The sequence below is a fragment of the Paenisporosarcina sp. P4_B8 genome, from assembly GCF_056402175.1.
In genome coordinates this window covers 228034-245360 of the sequence record NZ_JBFUHX010000001.1, presented here as the reverse complement: position 1 = coordinate 245360, position 17327 = coordinate 228034, and the positions used below count along the sequence as shown (strand labels likewise).

Genomic DNA, 17327 nt, shown 5'->3' with positions numbered 1-17327 from the left:
ATACTCACTCCTCAAATTCAACGGTTACATCATACCCCACCAACGAAAACATTTCAGAAACCGACCGTGCGGCATTTTTTTCCGCCTTTTGCAACACTCCTTGTTCCGTCGTTTCTTTCTTCATCAATTCTTCCGCTTCAGTTGCCAATTCGTAAGCTTCGGTAATATCCGCTTTCTCGCGGAACAACCCTTCAGATGAAAACACTTTGACTTGATCGAATAAAATTTCAGGTCCACCTAAAAATTCTGCTTTTGGCAAAGTTAGTGTTGCTGTTTTAGCTTCTTCATCTAGCACAATATCTCCAGCTTCGACTTTAGAGAAATCAATACCTGCCTTCACTGACCCAGGAATAACGACCAATAACTGACTTTTCGTCCCTGGTAGGTCGAGGCCGATTTCTTGTCCGAAAATCTTATTGTCCTGTCTCTCAATCATAACTTTCGTGTAAGCCTCTGCTGTTGCGAGTTCATTTATCGATTGAATTTGCTCCAAAAAAGCCCCTTTATTTTCCGTGAACGTACTGCCTTTAATCATCCAAAAAGTGATAAATGGAACTGCAATAATCAGTACAATCATCACTGTAATGAACCACAGCATTTTCCGTTTCCACATGGACTTAAAAAGTGAGCCAGGTTGCCAAAACCCAGATGAACGTGGCTGAACACTTTCCAGCGTAACGGCTGTTTCGTCCTGAGCTTTTAATTCTTCAAGCAATCTTTCAATATCCTTAATTCGCTGATCTTTTGACATCGTTCTCCCCGTTTCTACTATATTAGTCAATAATTCTAGTACGTTTACGATAATGGAAAATTTCAAATTGTACAACCTTGAGGCGAATGATAGGATATTTTTAGAGGTGATGTGAAATGGCGGATTACCAGTGGCGAGAGAAAATGCGAAACGTGGAGCGTTCGACAAAAGAAAAAAGCCAAGTGCCCGAACGTGCAAAATCACTTGGGTTTGGTTGCTTTACTATCGGAATGTTGCTTGTTGTATTGTTATTTGCTTTTATTAGTTTCGGACTCCTTTCACAGAATTACTGGATTGCCGGAGGATTTTCGCTGATTTTCACGATTGGATTAGCCTTTATTTCCATCCAACTACTGCGGGCGGATAAGCTCCAATAATTGAATTATTGTGAGTTTTTGGTACGATAGAACACAGAAACTTATTGAAAAGAGGAATCCATTCATGTCTTTGAAAAAAACATTAACCATCGCTGGTTCTGATACTTCTGGTGGTGCAGGCATACAAGCAGATTTAAAAACATTCCAAGAGCACGGTACTTACGGCATGAATGCCCTGACAGTTATCGTGACTATGGATCCTGATAAAGGCTGGAGCCACGGAATTCATCCGATTCCTGTTGAAACATTACAAGCACAGTTGAAAACAGCTCTTTCTACTGGCGTCGATGCCATCAAAACAGGGATGCTGCCAACTGTTGACATTATTAAAACAGCAGCGGAAGCAATCGATCGCTCTGGTTTAGAAAAAGTAGTTATTGACCCGGTTCTTGTGTGTAAAGGTGAAGACGAAGCCCTTTTCCCTGAAAATGTGGAAGCAATGGTCTCATCATTATTGCCTCGTGCATTAGTTGTCACTCCTAACTTGTTTGAAGCTGGACAACTTTCAGGTCTTGGAACATTAACAACAATTGACGATATGAAACGTGCTGCTGAAAAGATTCATGAAGCAGGCGCTACAAATGTAGTCATTAAAGGCGGCAAGCAGTTGAAGCATGAAAAAGCCGTTGATTTATTCTTTGATGGTTCAACATTTACTCTACTTGAATCAGAAAAAACAGACACGTCTTACAATCACGGAGCTGGTTGTACATTCGCAGCTGCAGTGACAGCAAACTTAGCAAACGGTCTTCCAGTAAATGAAGCTGTTTTGGAAGCGAAGAAATTCGTATCCGCTGCAATCGCTAACGGCTGGAAATTAAACGAATACGTTGGTCCGGTTATGCACGGAGCTAAAAACCGTTTCGGCGCACCAGAAGTTACAACTTCAGAAATTTAAATATCAAACTATCCACTCTTTCTTTATGAAAGAGTGGCTTTTTTATGGAGTTTTTGTGGTTTGTTGGAAAAATGAACACTTTAGTTGGAAAAATCGCAGGTTTAGTTGGAATAGGTTACTTGTAGAAGTGAAACCTGTATCTTTAGAATAAAGTTTGATTAATAATAACGCATGAACCTGCTTTATTGCGGCAAATCTAAAGAATCCATTTTGAGTTTGATCAATTTTTGGGTAAGTTTCTTGAACATTGGCATCAATATAAGGTTTGCCAGATATTTAAAATGTAACGGTCCTTTTCTGTTACCATCTATGACCCGGCTATTTTTTCTCCCCTTGGCTGGCTGCTATTGGCGTCCGGTTCGACGGTGATGCCGATTTGATCAAAAGTCTGCCCTTCGGCGAGCTGGTAGGTCAGTATTCCGGATCCGTTTTCGTCCGGCTTGAATATGCCGCTATTTTCCCTCGTACCGTTTTTCAGCAACCAAACCTGGTAAACCTGTGAACCTTCGACGTCGGGTAATTCGTGAACCTGCACCACCAAATTTTTCTCTGATCCCTGCTGGACAATATATGCGATGCCGTTTGTTCCCGGGTGACTTTGATTGGCTGCTTTTAAGGGAATGCCCGTTAAAATCTCAATGGGTATATTTTCGGCATGGCGACTTTTTTCCTGTACATTCGCTATTCCAAGACCAATAATCGCGAGCAACAAGACGGCCACGATACTGGTTGAAACTGGAGTGAAATGGCTTTTTAGCATCATGGCGAGTTTGCTCATCTTAGCCATTAATGTTTCAGTACCGCTTTTCGTTTTGTGATCAAAAACAAACCCCATCACCTCGCCTTTTAGCGATTCAGGCACCTCGATTTCGGTATAATCAAATGGCATAGCATGCCAGGCCTGGGACAATTCCTGATATTCTTTCTTACACTCTGTACAATTCTTTAAATGTTCAACAAAGGACATGCGTTCGCTCTCCTTGAGCTCATTTGCTATATATGGAATTATATGTTCACAATCCCTTCTCATTTGATATCCTCCAATTCCAGATGCTTCCTCAAACCTTTAAGAGCTTGGTGCAGCCTACTTTTAATCGTGCCGAGCGGCTCTTGTTCCAGCTTGGCGATCTCTGAAAGAGAATACCCTTTCCAATAAAGCAAATCGATTAATTTTCTTTGCGCCGTCGGCAATTTGTTTTTCGCCATCACAATATCATTCGTATTTACTCGTTGCTCGATTGCATTGGCAAGGTCGGCGATCTCTTCATGCTCCTCTTGATAGTGCTGAGTATGCCTCTTCTCTTTTCGGTGGTAGTCAATGCAAATATTGCGAGTAATCGTGAGGAGCCAATTTACAAAGTTGCCTTGAGCGGGATCGTAATGGCTGTTTGTTGTCCATAGCCTCAAAAATACCACCTGAATAATCTCTTTCGTCTTTTCCTCATTCCTATTACAAAACTTCATAACGAAGCCGTAAACAAGCTTTATATATCGATCATAAAGCTCCTCTAATGCGTGACCGTGTTTTTCGTTTATCAATCTCATTAATTCCGCATCGTAATTTTCTTTCATATGGCACTCCCTGCTAATGGAAAAAAATATATTGCCATTATACTATTTTAAAAATAAGGATGGGAACGACTGCGACTGATCGTTCCCTGGACAGGCTTATTCAAATTCTGTTTCGCTATTTACAACAAACCATACATCTTTTACTCCTTGTCCGTTTACATCCCCTTCTTGCTGGTCTTTTGCAAAATAATAGAGAGGATAGCCTTTGTACGTGACCTGCTTCTCCCCGTTGTCTTCTCTTGTGATCGTATCGAAATCCTTTTTGTCAAAACCTTCCGGGACGGCGAAATCCTCTTGGGTAAATGCCGGCCAGATTGCTAGGCAGTCTCCGCTGCAATTGCTTTTTCCTGCTTCGTCCTTTTTAAAGTAATACAGGGCCATTCCCTGTGGATCCGCCAGGTACTCTCCAGCTTTCTCATTCTCCAAAAGCTGAAGGCTGTTAGCCGGGTCTTGTTCCGATTTAGATTGTTCCGTTTGGGCTTGATCGGGTTGATCCGTCTCTGTTTTTTCCTCAGTGCTATTTCCGCAGGCAGCCAAAGCAAAAATAATCGAAAGTATCGTGAGCGTAAAAATTCCTTTTTTCATGTTTGTTCCTCCAAGTTTTTTAGATTTTAAGGCTTACCTTTACTTCCAGCCCCATTTTTGAAAAATTTGGTGAGATTCTTCCGTTTTTAAATAATCAATAAATTGCTGTGCCTCTTTTTTCTGATCGGTGATTTTCGTCAGGACGATCGGCGTTCCACGATAGAGCTTTTCTTCTTCGGGCAGTTCGACCAGGTCGGTCACATCCTCGAGTCGGTAATGCCACGATTCATAGGTAATCCAGGCGTCCAGGCTGGAATTCGATTTCCATCGTTCAATGGCTTCGGCACTCGACTTTACAGAAAGGTTAATATTTTGGGAAATGCCTTCGATCAGCCCTTTTCTGCCTGCCATGTCTTCCCACAGGCCAAGCTGGCCAGCCCCATTCACATCGATTATTTTTACTCCCTTTTTCGTTAAATCCTCCAGGCTTTCAATCTTCTTAGGATTTCCTTTCCTCACCAATATTCCTGCAGCACGCGGGTAAAGCTCCGTACGTGATGTAGTGTCGATCATTTCGGGATGGTTAAAGATGAAGTCCTGCAGCATATATTCGGAGCCACCGAAAATAATATCTGCATCTTGCTTTGCCTGGCTTATCCAATTGCCTTCTGGTCCAGCTGTTACTTCCACCTTGATTCCCGTTTCAGCTGAAAAATGTTCAGCAGCTTCCTTGATCGGTCCAAGTGGTCCGCCTGGTCCGTACACCCGGATGACATGATCACTTTGGCTGGAATTTGGTGTCGCCTGGGATGTCGGCTTCGGGTCCATATTTGCATAGGCTGACAATCCGGTAGCCGTAATGACAAAGAGCAGTAAAGCTGATAGAAATACGGTCTTCTTCATGATTCTCCCTCCATTTTATATATATTTTTTAACGGTACTATCAAAGGAAACGAAGGGAGACCGTAAACGGTTTGATTATAATTGCAAAATAGTTAGAAAGTTTCATAAATCTATTGAAAATTAGTCTGGTGAAGAATAAAGGTATACCTCAGGTGTTAAGGAAGTACCGTTTTTTTCAACAAGTTTTTTTAATAAGCGCAATAATCATCGCGGCACTTACAGGGGATGATACTCTGTTGGATTAGTTACATTACGGAGACCTAAACACCCTAAATTACCCCTATTTCCGCTTCGCTCCTGTTTATAACCAAAAACACCACACCGACTGCTTGGATTCCAGCAAACGTTGTGGTGTTCATTATTATCATTTAGCGGTCTTTTGAAGTAAATTCATTTTTTCTTTGAGCTGTTGTTGGTTCCACTCGATGGTTTCGTCTGAAACAAAGGCCATTCGCTTGCGTTTCGGCAATTTGACTTGACCGTTCGTTGCCCGAGTATAGCCTTCAATCATGGCTGCGATCGCCAAAATAACGAGGGCAAAGCTGATGGCTGGACCCAGGGGCAACCAAGGAGCGCCTTGCAGGTAGCGGAAAGAGTTACCGAAAAGCCCTGCCCATTCGTATGAAATGGATCTAGGGGGATCGCCGAACATGGCGTCATAGTCAACGTCTGTTCCACCTAAAAACAATTGAAGCATCCCTAAATGGGCAAAGACGATCAGCGATTCCACCACTTGTTGTCCGTAAAGAACCAACAATTTTTCACGCATTTGGGGGAATAAGTGACGGATGATCAGACGTCTGCGACTGGCTCCCAATGTACGTGCCGCCAATATATATTCCTGGTGGTACAGTAAGTTGGCTTCATTGCCTACCAATGCTGCCACAATCGGAACCGTCATGAAAGCCATAATGACGACCTGAATGACTAACCTTTCTGTAATGGTCGTCGAGAATCCTTCTGGCGGCATCCAAAGAACTGGTGACAACAATAGCACGGCAAATATGGTCATGGGTACATAATGAATCGGATCAATTAATCCATTAATCCATGAGCGCTGACGTTGCAAATAAGTCCCAAGTGCAAAGCCTAATGGAATGGCAATCAACATTCGCAAAAATGCCACTGCCATGGCTGCAATAATCGTATATTTGGCACCAATCATGATTTTTGCCAACATATCGTAGCCAAATTGGTCCGTTCCGAGCGGATGCATCCATTTTGGTGAAATGGGTGGACCTTCAACTGCACGACCATTTTCTTCAATGAAAAACGTTTGCTTCGGAACACTTCCGAAAATCCATTCAAACACAAAACTGCCAACTAAAAAGAAAGCGATGATGCTGAATCCAATGAGAAATAAAGGTTGTCTCCAAACGGATTTCATCCAACAGCACCTCCTCTTTTTAATCGATGAATAAAGTACCATTCCCCAAGGCTATACAAAAGGAAAATTGGCAGGAAGAAACTTATGATTGTCACTAAGAACAATGTGCCGCTCAAGTTTTCATACATGTACAACATAACGCCAGGAATATTGAACATCAGTTCGAGAATGAAGAGATTGGATAGCATAAACCACATCGTTTTTTTCGATTGGAAAAACACACTGATGATGGCATTGCGGAAAATGTGCATGAATAAGATGAATGCTTTTCCGAAGCCTAAAGATTTTGCCAGTTCAACATACATGTTCCGCTCTTCTGCTTCGAATGTCAGCATGCTCAATCGGTACAATTGAATCATCGGTAAAATCATCAGACATAGAACCGGTAGCCAATATATGCGATCGTCACCAATCACTGCAATTTTGGACACGAGTACCCCTGTATTCTGGAAAATAATTACGACAAGCAATTGGGCAAGCACGATGATTAGTATGTCAGGCATTGATTCCAGGAAATAAAAGAAAAGTTTGACACGTGCGCGTGCCTTTTCGCGCAATAGCATCGTGATGAAAGTGCCGATTAATGCGAACGCCACAGCTACAACCAGTGCCAAAAATAATATTTGAAGTGAATAAGTGATATTTTCCAGAAGCTGTGGGAATATTGGGACTTCCCGTATTTCGCCACGCCCAACGAAATGGGCCACACTTAACTCACTAATATTCATTAGAGATGTTGCATGCAATTGAATCGTTTCTATGTATTCTTTCCATAATAATTCCCCTTGCTGTAAGCCGGCAATCAGCACAGGTGCTCCACTTATGAGCAAAATACTCACCAATGCAGCTACGAGCTGGATAACCCACTTGAGAAATCCTTTCATATTACCTTCCTCCTGTTCTCTAAAAAATCAGATAGTTTAATAATACCATATTTTTCTATTTCGTGGAACGAAGAAATTTTAGACGAGCCTAATTCTTTCACGATTGTCTTCGTTCCTCTTATCAGACGAAACTTTCTGTCCAGTTTCGAATCCCATCCCGCACCTAAGCTTGGGCCCACAGGATGTGGGGCATGAAGGCGTCCGACACGATGTCGGGATTTTGCCTTCCATCCTTTAAACATGCAAAAGCAGGCTTTCGATTCAAGACTTCCGGCGCCGGTGTCGAGCCTTCGAGGGCTTCTCCACATTTCTTTCTGTCCAGCTCCAAACGCCAGCACGCACCTTCGCTTCAGAAACTCAATCGAAAACAAGTTTTCGTTTCGTTTCTTCCACCGTCGGAGTCGGGCTAGAGTGGCGTTTTCCGCTTTTCTTACTGTCTAGCTCCAAACGCCAGCACGCACCTTCGCTTCAGAATCTCAATCGAAAACAAGTTTTCGTTTCTTCCACCGTCGGAGTCGGGCTAGAGTGCGCTTTCCGCTTTTCTTTCTGTCCAGCTCCAAACGCCAGCCCGCACCTCCGCTTCAGAAACTCAATCGAAAACAAGTTTTCGTTTCGTTTCTTCCACCGTCGGAGTCGGGCTAGAGTGGCGTTTTCCGCTTTTCCATGAGCATGCTAATCGCATTAATCAGCAGAATTCACTATACTTATATGTAGATGTTTTGTTGTTAAGAGGGGGATAATAAAAGTGGACGTAGTACATGTAGCAAAGTTACAGGAATTGTTAAATTCCTTTGCAGATAAAGATGTTTATCTTCATTTGGAAACGACGAATGGTGCTTATGCATCTCATTTTGACGAGACTGTGTTTAATGCAGGGGCATTCATACGTAATATTGTCGTGAAGTATGAATTAGGAAAAGTCGCAGGTGACAGCCCTCACCGTGTTGGCTTAAAATTGCCGCATGGCTGGGTGTATGCACAGGGGATCACTCATTTTGAATTGGATGAGTACGGTCGTTTGTTGATGGCTGGACATGATCAATCAGGAAAATTGGCAGTTGCGCTTCAAATCAGCGAAACGCCATTTACGTATTAAGAAGGAGGAAATCATATGACTTTAACACAAGAAAGACACGTACTCGTTGTATTTCCTCACCCAGATGACGAAGCATTTGGCGTTTCCGGTACCATCTCCATGTATATCAAACAGGGAACTCCGGTTACATATGCTTGTTTAACATTAGGCGAGATGGGACGTAATTTAGGAAATCCACCTTTCGCGACGCGTGAGTCTTTACCACATATCCGTAAAGATGAATTGATTGCTTCCGCACAAGCGATGGGCTTGACCGATTTACGCATGATGGGTTTGCGGGATAAGACTGTAGAGTTTGAAGATGATGAAAAAATGACTCAAATGATGACGAAGCTTATTGAAGAAACTAACCCATCACTCATCATTACGTTTTATCCGAACTACGCAGTGCATCCAGATCATGAAGCGACGGCTCGTGCGGTCGTACGTGCTGTTCGCCGTATGGATGAGAATCTGCGTCCGAAATTGTATGCGGTGGCGTTTGCAAATAATACAAAGGATGATCTTGGAGAACCTGATGTCGTTCATGATATTCAGGAAGTACGAGATCAAAAGATGGGCGCAATGCGTGCACATATTTCCCAGACAGCTTGGATGTTGGCGGAAATGGAGAAGCGCTTGGCAGAAGGAGAACCTGAAGCTGAGAACTGGTTTACCTATGAGCGGTTCTATAATTACCGCTGGCATGAAGACTTTGAAGAAACATTCTAACTCTACAAGTAAATGATTATTTCCTAATGAAATCCTGGAGATTCCACATAATATGGGTCTTTCAGGATTTTTACTGTTTAAGTTGTGAAATTATTAGGAATAAATACACATGTGGACTTTTTGAGCCTTGGAAAGTATCATTACTAGAGAAGTTGAATAATTATACATCTTAGGAGGACTCATTTTTGAAGAAGTTTTCACTTTCCACATGGTTATTGTTTCTAATACCTTCAATTATTGGAATATTATTATTCATGATTCCATTCAAAATCGAGGGCGAATGGAAGATTCCTGTAGCCATATTGGCAAATATGGTCGCTGGAGTAGTAGAACCAATCATGCCTTGGACCGTTACCGTTGTCATGATTTTGGCAGCGATAGGATCGCTCGTTTATCAATTTAAAAAAGATATGAAGCTAGAAGATCAAACATTTTTTGAAAAGTTATTCCAAGTGAATTGGTTCTGGACAATCGTCCGTGTCATTGGGGCAATTTTTGCTGTCATGGTCGTTGCGAATATCGGACCAGAAGCAATAAGAAGTGAAGATACTGGTGGAATGTTACTGTCACCTACTGGTTTACTATCATTCTTATTCACCATTTTCTTATTTGCAGGACTTCTTTTACCTCTACTCTTAAACTTCGGATTACTTGAGTTCTTTGGTACCATGATGGTAAAAATAATGCGTCCTCTATTCAAATTACCTGGCCGTTCTTCGATTGACGCGCTTGCTTCTTGGATTGGCGATGGCACAATTGGTGTTTTATTGACAAGTAAGCAGTATGAAGATGGTTTTTATACGAAAAAAGAAGCAGCAATCATTGGAACTACGTTCTCAGTGGTGTCGATCACTTTCTCGATTGTCGTTCTTGAAGAGCTTGGACTGGGTAGCTATTTCCTTCCATTTTATGCGACAGTTCTTGGAGCTGGAGTTGTTTTGGCATTCATCATGCCTCGAATTTACCCTTTATCACGCAAACCTGAAGAATACGTAGATGGACGTCCATACGATGAGCATGCAGAAACATTGCCTGAGGGCTATAATGTTGTAAGTCATGGGCTGGAAAACGCTTTGACAACGGCAGATAAAAACCGTTCATTCACTAAATTCATGTCCGACGGCTTAAAAAACGTATTGGATATGTGGATGGGTGTCGCACCAGTCGTGATGGCATTTGGTACGATTGCGTTGATGCTTGCGACTTACACAGATATATTTGTTTGGTTAGGCAAACCGTTTGAACCGTTATTAATGGTTCTTGGTGTTCCCGAAGCTGCAGAAGCTGCACAAACAATGGTCGTTGGTTTTGCAGACATGTTCCTCCCAGCTATTTTGGGCGGACAAATGATTGAATCTGAAATGACCCGCTTCGTTATTGCGGCAACATCGGTTACTCAGTTGATCTACATGTCTGAAGTCGGCGGATTGTTACTTGGTTCAAAAATCCCTGTCAACTTCCTGGATTTGATTGTGATTTTCTTGTTGCGCACTGTGATTGCATTACCTATCATCGCAGGTGTCGCTCATTTATTGTTCTAAATTAAATTAAGCTGTCTCCAATGCCGCAATATCGCGGAGTTGGAGACAGCTTTTTTCGTTTTTCTAAACATCCGGCCCAATTGGAAATCACAAACATTTCCTTGGATTATCGTTTTGCAATCTGGCAAATTACTATTTAAGCAATAACTTGCCCATTAAATGATTCACGTAGTTTTTATTTTAAAATATTTCCTGATGCATTTCTTGGCAATACATCGGCATAGAAAAATGTCTTCCGCACTTTGTAGCCGGCAAGTCTTTCTTTGCAATAGCTTAGGAGTTCTTCTTCAGTTTTAGAAACAATCATTGCCGCGACCATTTCTCCCCACTTCTCGTCAGGCATACCAATATTGGATTTTCAAACAACTTCAAAGCGAGAAGGGTCAAACAGTTCGTTTACGTACTCTATCTTATTTTTAGGCTGCCATGCACGTTATGGTCAAGTATATGATCGATATAGAAATATCTAATCGTGTTTTGTTCCATCGACTTTTTTTATAACGAAAAAGCTGATGTTTCCTTTTAACAGGAAACATCAGCTTTTCTAAATTCGTTTTATTTTTTCGCTAACTTCGCCAGCATGTCCGCTGTCATTGTGTCTAAATCATATTGTGCTTTGAAGCCCCATTCGTTTTTAGCTGCAGTTGCATCAATGCTATCCGGCCAGCTGTTGGCAATTTCCTGACGCACTGGATCTACATCATAAGATAATTCGAACGTAGGAATGTGCTTGCGAATCGATGCTGCAATTTCTTCAGGTTCAAAGCTCATAGCCGTAACGTTGAAGGCATTGCGATGCTGAAGTTTCGATGCATCCGCTTCCATTAAATCGACGATTGCTTGTAGTGCATCTGGCATATACATCATATCCATATATGTACCTTGTTCGATGTACGACGTGTATTTCCCTTCAGCCAATGCTTTGTAATATATATCTACTGCATAGTCTGTCGTTCCGCCACCTGGAGGCGTAACATATGAAATCAACCCAGGGAATCGGACACCACGCGTATCTACCCCGAATTTTTGGAAATAGTAATCACATAGCAATTCACCTGACACTTTGTTCACGCCGTACATGGTGGTTGGACGTTGCAATGTATCTTGTGGCGTATTTTTCTTCGGTGTTGAAGGGCCAAATGCTCCGATAGAACTTGGGGTAAAGAATTGAAGTCCTAGTTCGCGAGATGTTTCAAGTGCATTCACCAAACCGCCCATATTTAAATTCCAGGCAAGTAACGGCTTAGCCTCAGCAGTAGCTGATAGCAATGCTGCCATGTGCATCATTGTATCTGCGCCGAAATCCTTCGCTAGCGTGTGCATACGTTCTGCATCCATTACGTCCAGCAATTCAAACGGCCCGTTTTCTACAACCGGCGAATCTGTTTTGCGGATATCTGTTGCCAAAACATTATCTGCCCCATAAATTTCACGTAGTTTTGTAATTAGTTCCGATCCAATTTGACCTAGAGCACCGGTTATCATAATTTTTTTCAATTGAATTTCCTCCTCTTCAAATAAACACTTGTATTTTTCAGGAATACATATTATTTCAATACAATGTTGATATGATTACATTTTAATCAGTATTCATTATAGTGTGTTCATCATGAAAGTACAATACACATCATTGGTAAGTGTTTTTTCGCTGACCCCTTCCAATTCCCCCATTCTGTCCATTCAGTTCTTATCAATCGTTTGGTATAGTAATAGAAAAAAGGAAGTTTTATTATGAATATCAAATCACTGGCCATTACATACAGTTTGATTTTTATCGTGACACTCATTCTGTCCTTTCTACAATTCCCATTTTGGGCAATTTTATTGATTGTTTTTTTTACCATCATTGTCCCCTCTATATTGTGGCCACTCCATGCCATTTACTGGTCTAATGATCTGAATAGAATCGAAAAGTTTTTGCAAAAAAACAGTAAAAAGCCCGTGTTTGCCTTTCCTCTTGCTTTGGCCCATGGGAACCGGCAAGAAGTCGAAGAGAGCCTGCAGACCATCTTAACTAAGTACAAACAGCCCTCAATGCAGCAAGTCTATACGACTATTCTGGACATATTCCTCAGTGACTATGATGCTGCTCGAATCAGCGCAGAAAAAATCAAGAAAAAGTCATTGCGTACCTATTATTTAGCTAATATAGCCGCTAAAAGAGGGAATATAGAAGAAGTGATGCCTTATATAGGATCGTTCGAAAAACCTTGGATGAACCACGTCATGAACTCATTCATCGCTCATCATGAAGGGAACGAGACTTTGGCAAAAACCGAACATCAAAAAGCGATTGACTCGTCACGTGGTTTACAAAAATATGTTGTCGTCCACTCACACAAGCATATGTAACTTTGATTTGCCCACGCGAAACGTTCATTCGCGTGGGTTTTTTTGTGAAAATTAGAAGGTAAATGATTGTTGAAACGAAGAAATTCTATTGAAACCCATCATTCAGCTTTCAACAAAAAACCTCGACGCATCTTACCACGTCGAGGTCCATCTAGTTTTCTAACTCTTAACATCTCACTGTTTTTTTCTTTTTTGGTTCACCACGCGCAATAACTTTTTCGATGTAATCGAAAGCAAGTGGGACTTTACAGGCGGTGCCTCCCATATCCACATGTACTTTGCCGATTTCAGTTGCCACATGTTGAGCATCTTCCCGTAATTCCGGTACGTATCCACCAACGGAGATAACAAAAGCATTCATATTGTAACGTACCCGGTTCGGTGCCTGGTGAATGCCTACTCTTATTACTTCCAGCAATCGAGATATTTCCTGCAAGTCTAACTCACCTGCTCCTGCATAGGTCAAGTAGTTCGTATATGTGCTCCACCCCGCACAAGCAATCATTTCATTGTCGGATTGCATCCACTCTCTAGCTAGTTCCAGAGCAAACTGGCTTTCAGACGCTACCCAAGCGACCGAGTATTCAGATAGCATAGACCAATAGGCTGCCTCCACCCAATTTTGTAATTGATCTTTCGTCATCAGTTTTGGATCGATTGCTAGGGCCGCCAAGTACATGGCATCCGAAACTCCTGAGTCGTATAACTTCAATGCCAACTCCTGATCTTTCTTCACATGCTTCAAGATTTTCTTCATGTCTCCTACCTTGACTCCGTAAAGTTCACCAGTCGCTCCATGATTGACAAATGTCTTCTTTGTTTGCTCCGTACCAACTTCCTTTAGATAATTCATTACTTCTTCATATGTCACAAGCCCATCCCCCATCACCGAGTAATTTTCTATAGATAATTCATCACTTCCTATAAAAAAACACCCGAACGCTTTTACACATTCGAGTGTTCATCTTTATTACTTAATTACACCAAGTTCTTTACCGACTTTTTCATAGATGGCAAGTGCATCATCCAACATTTCTTTCGTATGGACTGCAGTAGGCATGTTACGAACACGGCCTGTCCCTTTTTGTACAGTTGGGAAGACAATCGCTTTCGCATAAACTCCTTCTTCAAACAGTCGTTTGGAGAATTGTTGCGTCAGTTTTTCATCGCCGATGATACAAGGAGTAATCGGCGTTTCAGAAGCACCGATATCGAATCCTAATTTCTTAAGACCTGCTTTTAAATAATCGCCATTATCCCAAAGCTTGTCGTGAAGCTCTGTTGAGTCGATAATCATTTGCAATGCTGCCGTAATTGCCGCAACATCACCTGGTGGCACGGCTGTTGAGAATAGGAATGGACGTGAACGAACTTTCAACCAATCGATTAATGATTGTTTACCAGCAACATATCCGCCTACTACACCCACGGCTTTAGATAATGTTCCCATTTGGAAGTCGATATCTTTTTCCAATCCGAAATGTTTAACTGTTCCTTTTCCTTTACCAGTAACACCTGATCCGTGTGCATCATCAACGTATGTGATCAAATCGAATTCCTTCGCGATTTCCACGATTTCCGGAAGTTTCGCAATGTCTCCATCCATCGAGAATACGCCGTCCGTGATCACCATGACTTTATTATAAAGACCTGATTCTTGTGCTTCTTTTGCTTTCGCACGTAAATCTTCCATATCAGAGTGCTTAAACGCAATGATTTTGGCTTTCGATAGTCGGCAGCCGTCAATAATGGACGCATGGTTCAACTGATCTGAAAGAATGGCGTCATTTTTATCCATAACAGCTGAAATAGCAGCCATGTTACAGTTGAAGCCTGATTGATAAGAAATTGCCGCTTCTGTTCCTTTGAATTCCGCCAGCTTTTCTTCTAACTTCACATGAAGGTCAAGTGTTCCATTAATCGAGCGGACTGCACCTGCTCCAACACCGTATTTATCAATTGTTTCTTTTGCAATGCGTTTCAATTCTTCATTTGTTGCCAATCCCAAATAGTTATTTGAAGATAAATTGATAAGTTCTTTACCGCGAACTTGGATTTTTGCTCCGTTCGGGCCCTCTACTGGATCGACTTCATTGTATAAACCTTGATCGCGTAATTCTTGTAAATTTTCTTGTAAAAAAGCATCTAATACTTTAGACAAAAAACATCTTCCTCTCAAGCGAATTTATGTGCCACACCACTATCATTGGCAAATCGCTGGTGTATTATAATCTATTACATTTTAACATAAGCGCATTAGAAAAGTGCAAAGCGCCATTCTGTTACGACATACGAAATTTATTTTTGGCTAGTGAAAAATTTATCGTTCAAATTGATGGATTTATCAAAATCAGCTATTTATCAATCAAACAATTCTCATGACCAATTTAACTTTTTGAATCACGGACACAAAAAAACGAGCTCAGTATGAGCCCGCGTTCATTAAAGAATCATTTATATATAGAAGAATTATCTAACTTTTGGAAGAGACCATCCTCAATTTCCTGCCATTTAAAATTATTTACACACGCATCCAATGTCTCTTTTATTGTTTCATCATCCGTGCAATATACTTGTAGATATTCAGTTGCATGCAAAATTTCTTCTTTGTATCGAGCAACAATTCCATCTACTAATTTCTGATCTTCTTCATTCAGTTCGCGGAATTTTTTAACGTCGTAAATTTCGTCTCCAGACCGTTCAGGCTCATATTCATGCGGAGCGGTGCTATCGAACAGGATAGTTTGCAGCTCAGGTAACCACACGTAATCAATGCTGTTGCAGTCGAGTCCACACCAGCCCCACTGGGTATCAAGACCTAAGCTCTCTGCTTTCTCGGCAAAGCTCTTCATCAATGTCGATTTTCCGCCACCTGGATACCCTTTGATGAATATGCGTCTTTTGACTCCTTTTGTTAAGGAAGCGAAATAATCTTTTGCGCCTTCAGGAGTTAACGTGCCCATCAATCGATGAGTTCGATGAGGGGTTTTATTGAATTTAAGCGTGGTGAAGGTTTCATCGAATAGTGTGTTCGCTTGCTCATCAAAGCCACTCCAGTCCATCCCTTTTACATATGGAATTTCCCATTCGTCGTGAATCTTTTTCGCGTTTGTTAATGTTTGCAATGCTTTTGTCAGCCACTGCTCACTGTGCAATGTCTTTTCCCGTAAAAAGCCACCGTGTTCACGCAACTTGTTTTCGTCATAAGCCTCATAGAATGAAATAACGTGATGGGTACTGCCATAATATTTAGGTTCAAAAGAAACTGGGTGTGCAGCCTGTATAAATAAGATTCGATTGCCTCTTACAAAAGTGGCTTCAAGTGTATCTGCATGCAAAGGATCGTAAAACCACTCAATATCGTAGCCTCTTTTCACATAATGATAGCCAACTTGTCTGAATAATTCCGACAGTTTGAATGTCGGGGGGGATTTAATAAAATATACTTTCCGTGCTTCGTTGATCAAATCGGCATAAATATTTTTTTCACCTTGTCCTGTAAAAGCACGTCCAAACTGATGCGTGATTGTTCCGTTCATCGACTCATCCCTTTCATTGTGTTGACTGCATCTACTATATGAAATGGGATGACAAAACATGAAAAAAAGCAGCCACTAAGAGTGACCGCTTTGCTTGATTATTTAGAAACTGTCGTTAGTTTTTCAATCCATTTTTGTGATAGTGGCAATGTAAAGTGCACGATATAACCGAGTGTCAACGCAATGATAACAGTCCCCACACCAACAGGTCCTCCGAGAAGCCAGCCAATGACAGCAACAACCATCTCAAGTAAAGTACGGACACGTTTGACTGTCCACCCAGTCTTCTCAATAAGTATCAACATGAGTGAGTCGCGAGGCCCAGCCCCCATATTTGGCGCAATATACATCCCAACCCCGAACCCCATGATTACTACACCTGCAATGAATAATCCGATTTCGGCAATTGGATTGACTACAATCGGCAATAACCAAAGAAACATATCGATAAAAACTCCGATTAATAACATATTGAGCCATGTGCCTATTGGTGGCCAGCGCTTGGAATAGAGGGAAGTGGCAAGTACGATCAAGAATCCGGTGACAATAGACCAAATGCCAATCGATAAACCAAAGTTAATGAAAAGTCCTACATGCATAACATCCCATGGTGCTATACCAAGTATTTCCCCTCTAATGGTCATCGCAATGCCCAGAGACAGCACTACTAACCCGACTAGAAAAAAACTCCATCGTATGTAAATTGTGTTTGTCATCTAAAAGTGCCTTCTTTCCGTAAAAAATCCACTCATGCTTCGCATGAATGGATTCGAATCAATACTGAAAAGTAT

19 protein-coding genes are annotated in these 17327 nt (G+C 41.5%); 6 read left to right on the top strand and 13 right to left on the bottom strand.

What is annotated here, in order from left to right; translation table 11 throughout:
* Positions 1 to 4: 4 nt before the first annotated feature.
* Positions 5 to 751, bottom strand: a complete 747-nt coding sequence (locus AC1DSK_RS01205) for a DUF4230 domain-containing protein (protein ID WP_477546246.1) — start codon at positions 749 to 751, stop codon at positions 5 to 7.
* Positions 752 to 867: 116 nt separating this feature from the next.
* On the opposite strand from AC1DSK_RS01205, the gene AC1DSK_RS01200 reads away from it, so the two are divergent.
* Together AC1DSK_RS01200 and pdxK are read left to right on the top strand one after the other, a co-directional pair.
* The gene (locus tag AC1DSK_RS01200) at positions 868 to 1128 is read left to right on the top strand and encodes a hypothetical protein (protein WP_477546245.1); all 261 of its coding nucleotides are present in this window, start codon (positions 868 to 870) and stop codon (positions 1126 to 1128) included.
* Positions 1129 to 1192: 64 nt separating this feature from the next.
* Complete coding sequence (gene pdxK / locus AC1DSK_RS01195; RefSeq protein ID WP_016428331.1) at positions 1193 to 2026, top strand: pyridoxine/pyridoxal/pyridoxamine kinase; 834 nt, start codon at positions 1193 to 1195, stop codon at positions 2024 to 2026.
* A gap of 307 nt (positions 2027 to 2333) precedes the next feature.
* Here the strand turns inward: pdxK and AC1DSK_RS01190 are convergent, their stop codons facing one another.
* The 6 genes from AC1DSK_RS01190 to AC1DSK_RS01165 form a co-directional block, all read right to left on the bottom strand.
* Positions 2334 to 2993 (bottom strand): anti-sigma factor, encoded by a 660-nt coding sequence (locus AC1DSK_RS01190; RefSeq protein WP_477546244.1) that lies wholly within the window; start codon positions 2991 to 2993, stop codon positions 2334 to 2336.
* A gap of 59 nt (positions 2994 to 3052) precedes the next feature.
* The gene (locus AC1DSK_RS01185) at positions 3053 to 3598 is read right to left on the bottom strand and encodes an RNA polymerase sigma factor (protein ID WP_477546243.1); all 546 of its coding nucleotides are present in this window, start codon (positions 3596 to 3598) and stop codon (positions 3053 to 3055) included.
* Positions 3599 to 3694: 96 nt separating this feature from the next.
* The gene (locus AC1DSK_RS01180) at positions 3695 to 4183 is read right to left on the bottom strand and encodes a COG4315 family predicted lipoprotein (RefSeq protein ID WP_477546242.1); all 489 of its coding nucleotides are present in this window, start codon (positions 4181 to 4183) and stop codon (positions 3695 to 3697) included.
* Between the two features lie 39 nt (positions 4184 to 4222).
* A complete protein-coding gene (locus tag AC1DSK_RS01175; protein ID WP_477546241.1) occupies positions 4223 to 5026 on the bottom strand; it encodes an extracellular solute-binding protein in 804 nt (267 codons plus the stop codon).
* A 364-nt stretch (positions 5027 to 5390) separates the two neighbouring features.
* Complete coding sequence (locus AC1DSK_RS01170) at positions 5391 to 6413, bottom strand: ABC transporter permease (protein WP_477546240.1); 1023 nt, start codon at positions 6411 to 6413, stop codon at positions 5391 to 5393.
* Entirely contained in the window at positions 6410 to 7297 is an 888-nt protein-coding gene (locus tag AC1DSK_RS01165; RefSeq protein ID WP_477546239.1) for an ABC transporter permease subunit, read from the bottom strand. The genes AC1DSK_RS01170 and AC1DSK_RS01165 overlap by 4 nt, the downstream gene beginning before the upstream one ends.
* 745 nt (positions 7298 to 8042) lie before the next feature.
* Between AC1DSK_RS01165 and AC1DSK_RS01160 the strand changes: the two genes are divergently transcribed.
* From AC1DSK_RS01160 to AC1DSK_RS01150, 3 genes are all read left to right on the top strand, one after another.
* Positions 8043 to 8393, top strand: a complete 351-nt coding sequence (locus AC1DSK_RS01160) for a YojF family protein (RefSeq protein WP_342542209.1) — start codon at positions 8043 to 8045, stop codon at positions 8391 to 8393.
* Between the two features lie 15 nt (positions 8394 to 8408).
* Complete coding sequence (bshB2, locus tag AC1DSK_RS01155; RefSeq protein WP_477546238.1) at positions 8409 to 9104, top strand: bacillithiol biosynthesis deacetylase BshB2; 696 nt, start codon at positions 8409 to 8411, stop codon at positions 9102 to 9104.
* A gap of 185 nt (positions 9105 to 9289) precedes the next feature.
* On the top strand, positions 9290 to 10645 hold the full coding sequence (locus tag AC1DSK_RS01150) for a YjiH family protein (protein WP_477546237.1): 1356 nt from the start codon (positions 9290 to 9292) through the stop codon (positions 10643 to 10645).
* A 175-nt stretch (positions 10646 to 10820) separates the two neighbouring features.
* Here AC1DSK_RS01150 and AC1DSK_RS01145 read toward each other — a convergent pair whose 3' ends face one another.
* On the bottom strand, positions 10821 to 10988 hold the full coding sequence (locus AC1DSK_RS01145) for an AMP-binding enzyme (protein WP_477546236.1): 168 nt from the start codon (positions 10986 to 10988) through the stop codon (positions 10821 to 10823).
* Positions 10989 to 11200: 212 nt separating this feature from the next.
* Positions 11201 to 12142 (bottom strand): L-threonine 3-dehydrogenase, encoded by a 942-nt coding sequence (locus AC1DSK_RS01140; RefSeq protein WP_477546235.1) that lies wholly within the window; start codon positions 12140 to 12142, stop codon positions 11201 to 11203.
* Positions 12143 to 12376: 234 nt separating this feature from the next.
* Here AC1DSK_RS01140 and AC1DSK_RS01135 point away from each other — a divergent pair, with 234 nt between their 5' ends.
* Positions 12377 to 12997, top strand: a complete 621-nt coding sequence (locus AC1DSK_RS01135; RefSeq protein ID WP_477546234.1) for a hypothetical protein — start codon at positions 12377 to 12379, stop codon at positions 12995 to 12997.
* Positions 12998 to 13163: 166 nt separating this feature from the next.
* Here AC1DSK_RS01135 and AC1DSK_RS01130 read toward each other — a convergent pair whose 3' ends face one another.
* The 4 genes from AC1DSK_RS01130 to AC1DSK_RS01115 form a co-directional block, all read right to left on the bottom strand.
* A complete protein-coding gene (locus AC1DSK_RS01130) occupies positions 13164 to 13868 on the bottom strand; it encodes a DNA alkylation repair protein (protein WP_477546233.1) in 705 nt (234 codons plus the stop codon).
* 99 nt (positions 13869 to 13967) lie between these two features.
* Positions 13968 to 15158, bottom strand: a complete 1191-nt coding sequence (locus AC1DSK_RS01125) for a glycine C-acetyltransferase (protein ID WP_016428344.1) — start codon at positions 15156 to 15158, stop codon at positions 13968 to 13970.
* Positions 15159 to 15447: 289 nt separating this feature from the next.
* Entirely contained in the window at positions 15448 to 16536 is a 1089-nt protein-coding gene (locus AC1DSK_RS01120; protein WP_477546232.1) for a hypothetical protein, read from the bottom strand.
* A gap of 98 nt (positions 16537 to 16634) precedes the next feature.
* The gene (locus AC1DSK_RS01115) at positions 16635 to 17252 is read right to left on the bottom strand and encodes a YczE/YyaS/YitT family protein (RefSeq protein WP_477546231.1); all 618 of its coding nucleotides are present in this window, start codon (positions 17250 to 17252) and stop codon (positions 16635 to 16637) included.
* Between the last annotated feature and the right edge of the window lie 75 nt (positions 17253 to 17327).